The 14,400-nt window shown below is 43.0% G+C and carries 12 protein-coding genes; 1 reads left to right on the top strand and 11 read right to left on the bottom strand.

Features of this window, described 5'->3' with window-relative positions; all coding sequences use genetic code 11:
• Positions 1-2: 2 nt before the first annotated feature.
• The 10 genes from QSJ46_RS06270 to QSJ46_RS06225 form a co-directional block, all read right to left on the bottom strand.
• A complete protein-coding gene (locus QSJ46_RS06270) occupies positions 3-1,430 on the bottom strand; it encodes a sensor histidine kinase (RefSeq protein WP_047202694.1) in 1,428 nt (475 codons plus the stop codon).
• Complete coding sequence (locus QSJ46_RS06265) at positions 1,420-2,112, bottom strand: response regulator transcription factor (RefSeq protein WP_047202695.1); 693 nt, start codon at positions 2,110-2,112, stop codon at positions 1,420-1,422. Before QSJ46_RS06265 ends, QSJ46_RS06270 begins: the two co-directional genes overlap by 11 nt.
• Positions 2,113-2,482: 370 nt before the next feature.
• On the bottom strand, positions 2,483-3,817 hold the full coding sequence (locus QSJ46_RS06260; RefSeq protein ID WP_285604473.1) for an MmgE/PrpD family protein: 1,335 nt from the start codon (positions 3,815-3,817) through the stop codon (positions 2,483-2,485).
• Positions 3,808-4,965: an amidohydrolase gene (locus tag QSJ46_RS06255; protein ID WP_285604472.1), complete on the bottom strand. Its 1,158-nt coding sequence runs from the start codon at positions 4,963-4,965 to the stop codon at positions 3,808-3,810. Before QSJ46_RS06255 ends, QSJ46_RS06260 begins: the two co-directional genes overlap by 10 nt.
• 33 nt (positions 4,966-4,998) lie before the next feature.
• Entirely contained in the window at positions 4,999-5,745 is a 747-nt protein-coding gene (locus QSJ46_RS06250) for an amino acid ABC transporter ATP-binding protein (protein ID WP_039176505.1), read from the bottom strand.
• A gap of 12 nt (positions 5,746-5,757) precedes the next feature.
• Positions 5,758-6,432, bottom strand: a complete 675-nt coding sequence (locus QSJ46_RS06245; RefSeq protein ID WP_041089072.1) for an amino acid ABC transporter permease — start codon at positions 6,430-6,432, stop codon at positions 5,758-5,760.
• Between the two features lie 24 nt (positions 6,433-6,456).
• Entirely contained in the window at positions 6,457-7,251 is a 795-nt protein-coding gene (locus QSJ46_RS06240) for an amino acid ABC transporter substrate-binding protein (protein ID WP_285604471.1), read from the bottom strand.
• Between the two features lie 22 nt (positions 7,252-7,273).
• Positions 7,274-7,777 (bottom strand): GNAT family N-acetyltransferase, encoded by a 504-nt coding sequence (locus tag QSJ46_RS06235; protein WP_107164139.1) that lies wholly within the window; start codon positions 7,775-7,777, stop codon positions 7,274-7,276.
• A gap of 16 nt (positions 7,778-7,793) precedes the next feature.
• Positions 7,794-9,119 carry an LLM class flavin-dependent oxidoreductase gene (locus QSJ46_RS06230; protein ID WP_041089068.1) on the bottom strand — a complete coding sequence of 442 codons (1,326 nt, stop codon included), beginning with the start codon at positions 9,117-9,119 and terminating at the stop codon, positions 7,794-7,796.
• A gap of 198 nt (positions 9,120-9,317) precedes the next feature.
• Entirely contained in the window at positions 9,318-11,105 is a 1,788-nt protein-coding gene (locus QSJ46_RS06225; RefSeq protein WP_285604470.1) for a right-handed parallel beta-helix repeat-containing protein, read from the bottom strand.
• 263 nt (positions 11,106-11,368) lie between these two features.
• On the opposite strand from QSJ46_RS06225, the gene QSJ46_RS06220 reads away from it, so the two are divergent.
• A complete protein-coding gene (locus tag QSJ46_RS06220; RefSeq protein ID WP_285604469.1) occupies positions 11,369-12,862 on the top strand; it encodes a peptide MFS transporter in 1,494 nt (497 codons plus the stop codon).
• Positions 12,863-12,930: 68 nt separating this feature from the next.
• Here QSJ46_RS06220 and uxaC read toward each other — a convergent pair whose 3' ends face one another.
• Positions 12,931-14,364: a glucuronate isomerase gene (uxaC, locus tag QSJ46_RS06215; RefSeq protein ID WP_285604468.1), complete on the bottom strand. Its 1,434-nt coding sequence runs from the start codon at positions 14,362-14,364 to the stop codon at positions 12,931-12,933.
• Between the last annotated feature and the right edge of the window lie 36 nt (positions 14,365-14,400).

Here is a 14,400-nt window from a genome sequence, read left to right as displayed (position 1 = left end):
TTTTAGCCCTTTTCTTCTGGAAACGGCAGTCGAATGGTAAATGTCGTTCCATTGTTTTTTTCACTTTTCATATCAATATGCCCTTCATGTAAGTCCACAAGCTGCTTCACGATGGACAAGCCCAATCCATATTCTCCATACGGTGTATTCGTTCTTGAGATATCCGCTTTATAAAAACGTTCCCATATGTGTTTGACTTCATCTGGCGCAATGCCAATGCCTGTGTCTTCCACTTCAATGATCGTCTCTTGATTTCCTTGTTTTCCTCTTAAGTAAATACGACCACCTTCTGTGAATTGAATCGCGTTCTTTGTGATATTGACAAGCATTTGAATGAGCCTGTCATAATCCGCATAAACCTTTAGCTTGGGATCAACATCCACGATAAGCTGATTGTTTTTCTCTTCGGCGATTCGGCCCAGCTGTTCTTTCATCACTTCAAATGTGTCAATGAGTGGATAGTGAAATTTCTGAAGGGTAATTTGATTCGATCTAATTTTCTCATAATCCATATTTTCATTGACGAGGCGCAGCATACGTTTTGTCTCGTCAGTAATTAAGGAATAGCATTTCTCTTTCTCTTCTGCTGACACATCCGCTGTGTTCAGCCATTCCACCAGTCCTCGAATGGTGGTCAGCGGTGTTTTCAATTCGTGAGACACATCTGCGATGAATTGGCGTCTGCGCTTTTCGAGCCGGTCAATTTCCTCTCTTGATTGCTGAAGACGCTTGGCCATCATATTAAAATCCTCACCAAGTGTGCCAATTTCATCAAGGTGTTTGTTTTCAAGCTTGATGTTGTAATCACCTTGCGCAATCTTTTCAGTCGCCTCTCTCAACTTTTTGATGCGGTTCACATGAAATTTAGACAAGAACAGGCTGAGAATAAAGGTGATCGTCAGAGCCACAAATACGATGATATACAGATAACGATTCATTTGAGCGATGAGCTGTTCAGCGCCTTGAATCGGGGCAATAAGGACGACTCCGCCCTTTAGCTTACCATCCTCCATGACAGGGAGTGCCACAAGTGATGCCTCTTGATCAAGGCGGCGTGAATCACTTCGCTTGTCAATGATTTGCTCTCCTTTTGAGAGTTTGGCCCATAAATCCTTTGTCAATAATACTTCATGCGGCGGCATCTCTTGCTGCTGAGAGAGAATATCTCCTTTTTCATCAAACACGAAAAAACGAATTTGCCTCGTCGAAAGAATATCTTCAAATGGACGCAGACGAAAGGTCATCTCGCTTTTAGGGAGTCGTTTATAATCTTGCAAGATTTCATTCCCATAGGAGCTCATTTCATTCACTCTGTTTTGATAGGCAATATCTTTCACAAAATGAGATAAAAGGGTGCTGATAATGACAATGGCGATGAGCAATAACCCAAGATGACTGATCAGCAGCTGATAAAAATATTTAATCTTCATCGAACTTATACCCTACGCCCCATACTGTATACAAAAAGGGCTTAGGACCGTCCCCAATTTTTTGGCGCAGCCGTTTAATATGGACATCTACCGTTCGTTCATCTCCATAAAATTGATATCCCCAAATTTGCTCAAGCAATTGTTCTCGTGAAAATACTTGCCGAGGATGCTGAATAAAAAAGCACAACAGATCGTATTCCTTTGGTGTGAGGTTCTCTATTCGCTCTCCATCCAGGAAAACTTCCCTCGTTTTCTTATCCAACTGAAAATGTGCTGTCTCCAGCCGTTCACCCTCATTCACCTTGTCTTGAGTCGTTGTATGAGCAAAGCGTCGTTTCACCGCTCTAATTCTTGCCATCAAGGTTAGTGGGCTAAAGGGCTTGGTCACATAATCATCTGCCCCAAGATCAAAACCAAGCACTTGATCAGATTCGGTTTCCTTTGCTGTCAGCATGATAATCGGAACATCACTGATCTGACGCACCTTTTGACAAATGGTCAGACCATCCATCGAAGGAAGCATGACATCTAAGATGAGCAGATCCCAATCCTCCTTTTGCTGAAAGCGATTCAGTCCTTCTAATCCATCATGAACGAATTCCGCTTGAAATCCCTCTCGTTGAAAAAACATATCCGTCATTGTACAAACACTCTGATTATCTTCAATCATTAATATTTTCATCATCAGCCTCCGCTGCTGCCATTGTTTTTCTTTATGTAGCTTTATTTTACATCTTCCCTCTCAAATCTCAATTGGATTCCACTGTTTTCATGAACTTATCATCGTTTGGTCATCTTTTATTCATACTTTTTGAAAGAACTAATACTGCGGTGAATCACATGAGTTTTTTTATGATGGAATTGCAGAAGATGGTCAAGATGTTAGTTGAAGTTATGATTCAACATTACTTTACAACATATCAAGATGAGGACAGTGTCATTTATGGTTCTTTAACTCATGAGGAAGTCTCATATATTTAGATAAAGAGCTTCCTGACAGTTATATGATAGATCTATTTAAAAAAGCTCATCTCTATCGATGAGCTTTTTTATCATGCCAGCAACTTCAAATACGCAGCGTCGTTTCCCTCTTCAACCGCCTGTAAAATCTGCTGTGCTTGTGATGCGCTTGTGACGCCGCTTAACTTTTGTATGATATCTTCTTTCGATAACGCACAGCCTGGTGCTCCCTGAGGTACATCAACTCGTTTGCTGATGGTGGTGCCGTCAGATAAGGTGAGCTTCACAATCGTAAAGCGTCCTTTTGGAACAGCATCGGGATGGGGCTCTATCGTTTGATCATATCCTCTGCTCACCCGTTTCATCCATATCCGCATGTCTGATGGAATGTTTTTTTTCGTAAAGGCATCCAGCGTAAGCGTCTGTCCAAACACTGCAAGTGCGATGACGTATTCAACACTGAATCGTCCTTCTTCTCCAGTCAAAGGTGTTCGTTCAATAAGCGCTGCATCTCCGCCTGGCGGGAATATGACCTCGACCTGTCTTACCTGCTCCGGCAAAAAAGCCCGCTCTTTCATTAAAGATTGGATCGCATCTGCCGCATGGTGGGCTGCTGAGCAGAATGGATATACTTTGAACCACAGCCCAGGTGAAACGATACGCCATGTAGAACCATAGCCTTCTAGCAAACGGCTTTCCGCACGCTCCTGATCTCCATAGAGTGAAAAGAAACCAAGTGCGCCATCAAGAACCGAGTCATTCCCGCCAAAACCTGAACAAGCTAAATCCATAGACCAAACGGCTGTTTTAGCAGCTAAGCCGGCTTGTAATGGTTTCATATCAGAGCCAAATTGCTTTCGCATTCCAGCTGATTGCGCCCCGGCAAAGCCGATTGCTTTCGTCAGTTCTTCTCGTGTGACCTGCTTCAAATAGCCAATCGCACACACTGCCGCAATGGCACCGAGTGTTCCCGTATTATGCCAGCCCCGCTCATAATGCGCCTTGCCGATGGATTCGCCAAGTCTTGCCATCACTTCAACGCCTGTAATGTAGGCTGCTAAAAACCGCTCGCCATACCCTTTGCCGTCTGTCAGCTGTGATAGCAGCGCCGGAATGATGACCGCACTTGGATGTCCTCTCACATCTGAATGGACATCATCATAATCAAGAGCATGGATGAGGTAGCCGTTCAGCATTGCTGCGGATTGGCGGCTCACCTTCCTCCCTTGTCCCATGACAGGAATCTGAGCGGCTCCGCCTTCCTGTTCAACAAGCTGCATCAGCTTCTGAATCCCTTCATCCTCTTTCGTAGCAAGCGCTGATGCCGCAGCATCTAACAGGCCATTTCTAGCCATCTGAATGGCCCGTTCATCTTGCAGCGGATCAGCAGAAAGCACTGCCTCTGCCAGTTGTTTTGTTAATTCCATGATCGAGACTCCAATGCCCGAACGGCAAGCTCAGCAAAGAAGGCAGCAGCAACCGGAAGTGCGTCTTCATTTAAAGTAAACGCAGGGTGATGCCACTCCTTCGTACCACTGGTCCCCATCCATACAAAAAAGCCTGGAATGCGTTCTTGATAAAGGGCAAAATCTTCTCCGCCCGGTGACTGCTCTGCCTGCACGACACGTAAGTCAAGCGAGCCCGCCGTTTCTTCTACCACCTTTGTCAGACGCTCATCATTCATGACAGAAGGCAAATAAGGATGCCATCTCACTTCAGCCTCTGCTCCAAATCCCTCTGCAATTCCGCTGACGATTTGTTTCATGAGCTGTGGAATCATTGCTCTTACTTCAGGCTCAAACGTCCGGACCGTTCCTTCCATCTCGACACGGTCGGGTATGACATTCCATGATGTACCGCCTTGAATGCGTGTGATGCTGACAACCGCATGATGCAAGGAGCTGATGCGGCGGCTGACGATTTGCTGAAGGGCACTTGTGATCTGCCCGCTGATGGCAATGGGGTCCACCGTGTGATTTGGAATCCCGGCATGACCTCCCGTTCCTTTAATATCGATTTCAAACCGATCCACACTCGCCATCAATGCTTTTTCTCTAATGCCAATCGTGCCAACTGGCAGGTCAGGTTTGTTGTGCATGCCGAAAATCGCATCGACTCCATCTAAAACGCCTGCCTCTATGACGTGTTTCGCTCCTTGAGCAACTTCCTCAGCCGGCTGGAACAAAATACGGACCGTTCCTTTGATTTCGTGTTTCCGCTCCTTTAATAAAAGTGCCGCCCCAAAAATAGAAGCTGTATGGAAATCATGACCACATGCATGCATTTTGCCCGGTACCTTTGAAGAAAATGGTTCGCCAGATGCTTCTTCAATCGGAAGAGCGTCAATATCGGCTCTCAGAGCAATCGTCGGTCCTTCTTGTTCTCCTTTGATTTCACAGACAACGCCTGTTTGCAGGGCTGGGATATCAAGTACAGTGATCCCTTCCTCTTCTAACCAGCGGCGCAGTTTCTTTGTCGTTTCATATTCTTCAAACGCCAGCTCTGGATGCTCATGAAGCGCTCGGCGAATGTTGATTAAACGTTTGTTTAAAGCTTCATTTCCTATTGATTTCACTGTCAATCACCCCTCTAAAGAATAAAAAGCAGCTTATGCTTCTTCAGCCGCTGCTTCTTTTTGGATAAATCGTTTCGTCCGTTCATTCTTCGTTTCATCAAATAACTCAGTTGGCGTGCCCTGCTCAATAATATGACCATCTGCCATGAAAATCACATGGTCTGCCACTTCTCTTGCAAACGCCATTTCATGTGTGACGATGATCATTGTTGTTTCTTGAATCGCAATGGATTTAATGACTTGAAGCACACCTGAGACAAGCTCTGGATCAAGCGCTGACGTTGGTTCATCCAGCAAAATCGCATGTGGATCAACCGCTAACGCGCGGGCAATCCCAATCCGCTGCTGCTGCCCGCCAGATAATGTGACTGGATAGCTGTCAGCCTTTTGCTCTAGCCCTACCTGCTTCAGCAGTTTCATACCGATTTCATTCGCCTGCTGCTTTGTCATTTTTTTCGTCACAAGCAATGATTCTGTAATGTTTTGCAGTGCTGTCTTGTTTTTAAATAAATTATAGTTTTGAAACACCATAGCCGTTTGTTGACGCAGGTGATGGGCTTCTTTACGTGAATATTTAGACGCATCGAGCTTCGCATCGCCAATTTCAATCGTGCCTTCATCTGGTGTTTCTAATAAATTTAAGCAGCGCAGCAAGGTGGATTTACCGGAGCCAGAAGGTCCGATAATGGCCACAACCTGCCCTTTTTGCACGTCGAGATTGATTCCGTCTAAGACGACAAGGTCGCCGAATGATTTCTTCAAATTGGTGAGCTTGATCATGTCCACACCTCCTTAATTCCGGTAAGGTTTGCTGATTTTTCGTTCAAACAGGTCTTGCAGGAAGCTATAAATAATCGTCAGCACCCAATACACAATCCCTACGGCTAAATAGGTTTCAAAGTATTTATAGTTTGCCGATGCAATCATCTTCCCTTGTGCAAACATTTCTGCCACACCAATGGTAAAGGCAAGAGATGTTTCTTTTAAAAGACCAATAAAGGTATTCCCCGTCGCTGGAATCGCATTTCTAATGGCCTGCGGGAAAATAATTCTGACGTAAGACTGCCATCTTGTCATGCCGACAGATAAGCATGCCTCAAGCTGCCCTTCATCCACTGAGTTCAGAGCCGCTCTGAAAATTTCTGCTAAGTATGCTGAGTTTTTAATACTTAATCCGATAATGACCGCTGTTAAAGCATCCATTGAGGTCATCGCAGGGAATAGCTGCGGGAGACCAAAATAAATGAGAAAGAGCTGAACCAAGGTTGGAACCGCTCTGAAGAAAGAAATATACAGCTTGGCAAATTGGTATAAAACAGGTATCCGGTTTTTCGTAATAAGAGCGAATACCACACCAATGATAATGGCAAATACCATGGAGACAATCGCCATGAAGATCGTTATCGGCAAGTATTGAAGCAGTGTCGGAAAAACCGTCACCATATACTGCCAATCAATTTTGTTCATGTCTGCTCTTCACCGCCGCTGTTGTTATTTTTTAATTGGCACTGTGACATCGTCTTTGAAATATTTCTCAGACAATTTTTTAAGTGTCCCGTCTTCTCTTAATTCTTTGATGGCTTTGTTAAATTCTTCTCTTAGTTTGTCATGTTTTTTATCTTTTGCAAATGGGTAGCCTACTTCTTCATACACAATTGGGTTGCCTACGATTTTCAGCGGCAGACCTGTTTTTTCAATTTGAGCAAGTAATACACTGCGTCCGTTGACATAAGCATCTACGCGGCCATTTGCCACTTCATTTAATACGCCGTCTTGCGTTTCATATGTTTTAATCTTAATTTTCTTATCTGGGTCTTTGCTCTCTAAGTTTTTAGCATGGTTAGAGCCAAGAACCGCCGCCACTGTTTTTCCTTTTAAATCATCAAGACCTTTGATGTCGTTGTTGTCTTTTTTCACGATGATTTGTGTTCCTGCGTAAGCGTACGTATCTGTAAAGTTAAATGTTTGTTTACGCTCGTCTGTAATGGCAACTTGGTTTGACACCGTATCGAGCTTACCAGATGTCAGCTGCCCCATTAGTCCGCTGAATTCGCTCAGCTGCCAGTCTAGTTTGTAGCCAAGCTTTTTCGCAATGGCTTCTGTTACTTCAACATCGAATCCGACAAGCTTGCCATTGTCTTTATAAGCAAATGGATAGCTTTGTCCAGTAGCGCCTACTTTTAATACTTTTTCGTTTTTGCCTTCACTTTGATTGTTACCACCGCAAGCTGCTAAAACTGCCAGCATTGCTGCAAAAAGAACGACTAGCCACTTTTTGTTTTTCATGTTCGAAAACCCTTCTTTCGTCTTATGGTTGTGTGATATCTGATCTTAATTGTTTTTTAAAATAAATCGTGATATGACCTTTACCTAAATCCTTTTCTCCTGCTCTGACATAGCCTTTGCGCTCATACATTTCTACGAGCCACGGGTGCTTATCAGCTGTACCGAGTGACACGTACGGTACCTTTAGTGTATCCCTTAGCACTTCGGTTTCAACCCATTCCAGCAAGGCAGAGCCTGTCCCTTTTTTGGCGGCTGGTTCTGAGGCAAACCACCAGATGTGAGGGACGCCGAACGGTCCTGGCTGCTCTCCCCAAGGCATTCGGAGTGATAAGGTGGATAGAAGCTCTCCGTTCTCTTCCATCACGTAGCAAAGATTCTTTTGTACATTATTCTGAACGAGAGCGAAATCGGCATGTGCTGCTTGGAACTGGATGCCGAGCTCACGAATTGGCTCATAGGCTCTTGTTGTTAGTTCAAGCAGCGCCTCTATATCTGCCTCTGTTGCCAGACGAAACGTGTATCCCAACGTTAGTCACCTCACCTTATGTCGTGTAGCGATTTTTTGGCTCTGTTAGTCCGAGATTTTCTCGTAAGGTTTGTCCTGTGTAATCCGTTTTGAATAAGCCTCGTTCCTGAAGGATTGGGACGACGCGGTCTACGAACACATCCAGTCCTTCTGGCAAGAGCGGCGGCATGACATTAAAGCCGTCTGCTGCTTCTTCAACCAGCCATGTTTCCATCACATCTGCCAGCTGCTCCGGCGTTCCAATGAAAATATTATGACCGCGTGAGCCGGCAACTGATTGATAGAGCTGGCGAATGGTCAGGTTATCCTTTCTCGCCATATTCATCACGAGATCAAAACGGCTTTTCACCGCATTTGACGTGCTCGGATCAATCTCTGGAAGTGGTCCGTCTAACGGATACTGAGACAGATCAATCCCGCCTAAGTAATTTTGCAGAATACTCAGTCCAATCTCAGGAACAATCAGCTCCTGTAATTCTTCATATTTTGCTCGGGCTTCTTCCTCTGTCTCAGCAATGATTGGGAAGATACCCGGCATGATGCTGACGTCCTCTCTAGCACGGCCAGCAGCCTCTACTTTCCCCTTCAAGCTTTGATAAAATTCCTTCGCTTTTTCGAGATCGTTTTGTGCAGTGAAAATGAGCTCTGCTGTTTTTGCTGCAAGCTTTTGACCATCTTCGGAAGATCCTGCTTGAATGATCACGGGCTGCCCTTGCGGCGTGCGTGATACGTTGAGAGGCCCCCTGACTGAGAAGAACTCACCTTTATGCTGGAGCTCATGAAGCTTACTAGATTCGAAGAATTCTCCTGTTTCCTTGTTTCTGACAAGGGCGTCTTCCTCCCAAGAATCCCAGAGACCTTTGACGACTTCGACGAACTCCTCTGCCCGCTCATAACGTTTATGGTGTGCTAAATGCTCTTCTCCGCTAAAATTTTTCGCTGTTTCTTCAATAGAAGATGTGACCACATTCCATGCCGCTCTTCCGCCTGATAAATGATCAAGGGAGGCAAACTGTCTTGCAATATGGAAAGGCTCACTGTATGTAGTGGATGCTGTTGCTGCTAAACCAATGGTTGAAGTAGACTCAGCAATCGATGAAAGCAGCGTGAGCGGTTCAAATCTCGTTAATACGTTCGGATGAGAGGTTTGATTAATGGATAAACTGTCAGCTAAAAAGAGCAAATCCAGCTTTCCTTCCTCTGCCTTTTTCGCTAATTGTTTAAAATAGTCTAGGTTCATGGCTGCGTCTGGTACTGCATTCGGATGTCTCCAAGAGGCAACGTGATGTCCAGTTCCTGCGATGAATACGCCTAGCTTGAGCTTCCTTTTCGGCTGTGACACTTGTTCTTCATCCTTTCTATATCCTACATGTATCAAACTGAAGTCCTTAGAAGATACATTTTTCTGATTGAATTAATCGGTTTTATTAATAAAAAAAGGGCAAATGTTGCGAAAAATGAAAAATAATTATTACTATATGCCCTTTTTACAGGATTGTCAACCGCCTTCTGAACCTCCAAAATAAGGGATTTCAAACGCTTATGATGGCGTATCAATCTCAATATTTCCGATGAGCCGGTCTGTGGTATGTGTCAACAATTGACTGCGTTCCAGCATGTTGTGAGCGATGACAGAATGAGTGGAATTTGCGGTGCGGACGGCAATCGCTTTTTGAGGAGATAGATTGATGATGTTATTGCGTAGCACACGAGCTGACGAAGCCTGGTCAATAAAGATCGCTGTCGGCTGTCCGATCGATCGATTCAAATAGAAGCGGTTATCTCCAATTTGTGGTGAACCATTTTTAATATACATCACCACATATAAGGATGTTTCTTCAAAGGAATTGTCTTTAATTTCTAATGCCCCTGTCGTGCTGCTGTATACAGCGTAGTTTTGATAGTTTTTAAAGCGATTCTGCCAGATGAAAGCCTTTGCATTTCCGGTGACACTGATCGTATAGGAAGAATCTAGCTCCGGGTGTCCTTCTTGAATAAAGTGGTTGCCGTTGATCCCTGTTTCCCCTTCCTGCACCCAGATTCCTCTGCTGAATTCTTTGAATTGATTGTGCTGGATAAGGATATTCGTTCCTCTCACCACGGCCGCATCGATAACAGAATAGACCGTATTGTTTGAAAAGACGACACTATCCGATTGATAGATACGCAGCGAGGCGCTCCTTTTTCCGGTATTCGTTCCTGATTCAATATGGTTTCCTTCTATTAGAATACGATTCGCCATATAAACGGACACAGCCGCATCTTCAAAAAGACTAATTTTATTACCCGTAATGTGTACGCTGTCTCCCCTCACGTCAATCCCTTTTTCAAACCCCTCAATCATATTGCCAATAATAATCACATTGTTTTCGGTTTGGCCAAGTGAGACGCCTAAGCTCGTAATCCCTGCTTTTGTAACCCCTCCTCCCACTGCACGAATCATATTGTTGGCAATGATCGTTTCGGTGGAGAAGCCATAGGAGATACTGCTATCTGTATGATTGCCTTCAATGATCACACCATAGCCATTAAAGTTATAGATGGAGCTTGCAGCACCTCCTCTGACGATGTTGTTTCGAATCTGAATATTCAGCGGTTCTTCCATATTAACGGCATTTTCTCCATAGCCTTCAATATCAATGCCCATTCTCGGCTCGACCCCATTGACTCCCGCCCTTTCCAAGAGACAGTCCTCCACAATGACGCCATCACAGCCTGTAATCGAAATATTGTTGCGCCTCGAATCTGTGATGGTGCAGCCGGAAATATCAATAGATGAAGCAGGCGAGTACGGTTCACCCTCTGTCAACAAACCATGGGGACTGACAATAATGCCGTCTCCCGTACAATTTTTGATTTGGACATGATTTACCTCGACATGGGAGGCACCTTCAATGCACACCCCAAAGCCCCATTCATGGGTTTTTCGTTCAGAGGGTAGCGGCTTGTATACATGCTCATGACGATCCCCTTCAATACGTCCTCCTCGGATGGTCACATTCTGAACCTTTCCTATATAAAAGGCTGCATACCCCCATGAATCATTTGGTTTTACCTTTATCACAGCGTCTGACGCCATCTCAATGCATATATGACTTGGCACCCGTATACCTGCACCTCGGAAAGGAAAAAATGAATCACCTCTGTACACCGCATCTATTAAATATGTGCCGCTCGGCAGCCAGACATGGGAATACCCTTGTGCTTTTGTCCATTCTAAACATTCATTGAGCTTGGCTGTGCAATCCGTTTTCCCGTCAGCAATCACGCCAAAATCTAGTACATTGACAACAGGTTTTTTTAGATCAGCTTCATTCAATTCCCCCAACCTAAATCACTCCTTTTCACACATGTTCTCTCGTCATCCTATGCATGTGGTAAAGGTTTGCTTGTACATTGCTTCAAATTTTAAATAAATTCTTCCGGAATAACTTTCCGATAATTTTTACTTCAATGAATTTTTCATTTTTTTGAGTCTTTAAGCCTATTGAACTAACATTTTCCTGTTTTAGAATAGTTTTATATTGACACAAGAACTATACAAGAATATCATTTTTCTCATATCTCTTTTTTTAAGAAAGGATCTATGCCATGTCTACAATTGACCACGATAAAATTGTTAAAAGTGTTCCTCAAAAAGGGTTTTTTGGACATCCTAAAGGACTTTACACGCTGTTTTTCACTGAATTTTGGGAGCGTTTCTCCTATTATGGCATGCGTGCACTGCTTATTTATTATATGTACACAGAGGTGACAAAAGGCGGTCTAGGCTTTGACCAGACGACAGCCAATTCGATCATGTCTGTCTACGGTGCGCTTGTCTATATGTCAGGAGTTATTGGCGGATGGCTCGCCGACCGGGTATTTGGTTCGTCCAGTACGGTGTTTTATGGCGGAGTTTTCATTATGCTTGGCCACGTGATTTTGGCTTTGCCAAGTGGAGCAACAGCGCTCTTTATTAGTATGGGACTGATTATTATTGGGACAGGTCTTCTTAAGCCAAACGTTTCAAATATTGTTGGCGACCTGTATACAAAAACAGATCCACGTAGGGACTCTGGATTTAGTATTTTCTACATGGGGATCAACATGGGTGGCTTTATCTCCCCATTAATTGTCGGAACACTCGGTCAAAAAGTGAATTTCCACCTCGGGTTCTCACTCGCTGCCATCGGGATGCTTGTTGGACTCATTACATTTGTGGTCACAAAAAAACCGAACCTTGGTCTTGCCGGCACTTATGTGACAAATCCATTATCAGCTGCCGAACGTAAGAACTTCAAAATTTACGGATCATTGGTTGTGATCTTGCTCGCAGTTTTTGCTGTCATTGGCATTCAAACAGGCGCACTCACAATTAATTTATTCACTTGGTTTGTCAGTGTTCTTGGTGTGCTCATTCCGATTGTTTATTTCATTATCATGTACTTCAGTAAAAAGACGAGCGAAGTAGAGCAATCCAGAGTTCTCGCTTATATTCCATTGTTCCTTGCTGCGGTGATGTTCTGGGCGATTCAAGAACAAGGTTCAAACATTTTAGCGACATATGCAGATCAACGAACAAACTTGAATTTCCTTGGGATGACACTAGCGTCTTCGTGGTTCCAATCATTGAACCCGATCTTTATTGTGCTGCTGTCTCCAGTGTTTGCTTGGTTATGGGTCAGACTTGGCAAGAAACAGCCGTCTACCCCGATTAAGTTCTCACTCGGCCTTCTGTTTGCAGGATTATCCTTCATCATCATGATCATTCCTGCATACATGTCTGGTCCGAACACACTTGTGAGCCCATTATGGCTCGTTCTGAGCTTCTTCCTCGTCGTGATCGGAGAGCTCTGCTTATCACCAGTTGGACTGTCAGCGACAACAAAGCTGGCACCTGCTGCCTTCTCAGCACAAACGATGAGCCTTTGGTTCCTTTCAAATGCGATGGCACAGGCGATCAATGCGCAAGTAGTCAAACTGTTTGATAAAGTGCCAGAAACCGTCTATTTCGGTATCATCGGATTGCTGGCCATCGTTTTATGCGTTGTAATGCTATTACTGACACCAGTGATTAAGAAAGCGATGAAAGGCGTTCATTAATAAAAAACTGGACATGAGTACATCATGTCCAGTTTTTCACTTTATTGATAATCAGTCTTCATATATTTTTAATTCGTATTCATTGGTACTGTCTCATTTATTTCAATATTAAAATAATTCACGGCATTGTGATAACAAATATCTTTGACCATTTTTCCTATAAATTCGTAATCCCTTGGAAGCTCCCCATTTTCTATCCAAGTCCCAAATAAATTGCATAAAATTCTTCTGAAATATTCATGACGAGGGAACGATAAAAAGCTTCTTGAGTCTGTGAGCATACCTACGAAAGTGCTAAGCAAACCTATATTAGATAATGTTTTCATTTGATCTAGCATGCCGTCTTTTTGATCATTAAACCACCACCCGGATCCAAATTGAATTTTTGCTCTGGCATCAGAAGATTGAAAATTCCCTATAGTAGAGGCCACAATCGCATTATGAACGGGATTTAAATTATAGATAATCGTTTTAGGTAAAAGGTTATCTTTGTCTAAGACATTCAAAAAACCATTTAAATGTCTTGCTAGGTGGAAGTCAGACATAGAATCGTACCCACTATCTTTTCCCGTTAACTTGAACATTCGTGTGTTATTATTCCTTAAAGCACCTATGTGTAATTGCATGGTCCAATGAAGAGAATGATATTTTTTACTCAGGTGAAGAAGAGTGTTTGTTTTAAATTTATTAATATCCTCTAGGGATAGTGTTTTTCCTTGCAGCGCACGTACAAATATAGAAGACACTTCTTGTTCAGTAGCTGGTGAAAACGGAAAACTTTCAAAACCATGATCAGAAATTCTGCATCCATTCGCGTGAAAATAATCAATTCGTGAATGTAATGAAGCGATAAAGTTTTCATATGTTAAAACAACGCCGTTGATTGATTCACCTAATTTTTCTATATAATTCACAAAATTTGATTGTTCAATATTTAAAGCATGATCCGGTCTAAATGTAGGGAGGACCCTAGTTGTAATTCCTACATCTTTACGTATGATTTGATGAAATTCTAAAGTATCGATTGGATCATCAGTAGTACATACAACTTTTACATTAAATTTTTCTAAAATTCCATTTGTGGACATGTTACTTTCATTTAATCTCTCATTACAGATATCCCAAATTTTATGTGCATTTTTTTCTGAGAACAACTCATTTATATTGAAATAACGACTTAATTCTAAATGTGACCAATGATAAAGAGGGTTTCCTATTGTATATGGAACCGTTTGGGCCCAAGCTAAGAATTTTTCCTTGTCACTTGCATTCCCCGTGATCAATCTTTCTTCTACACCTAACCATCGCATAGCCCTCCATTTATAGTGATCTCCATTCAGCCAAATATCAGTCATATTTTCATATTTTTTGTTAGTAGCAATATCATCAGCCATTAAATGCGTATGAAAATCATAGATTGGCATATTTTTCGCGTAATCATGATAAAGAACTTTTGAACTTTCGTGATTAAGCATCATATCTTCGCTTAGAAATGTAGACAATATAGTCACCTCTATACTTATGTTTAGAAAATCAAT

It is taken from the genome of Bacillus sp. YKCMOAS1 (assembly GCF_030268125.1).
Taxonomy (GTDB): domain Bacteria; phylum Bacillota; class Bacilli; order Bacillales; family Bacillaceae; genus Bacillus; species Bacillus safensis.
Note: the sequence above shows the minus strand (reverse complement) of the source record. Positions and strands in the feature narration are given on the sequence as shown.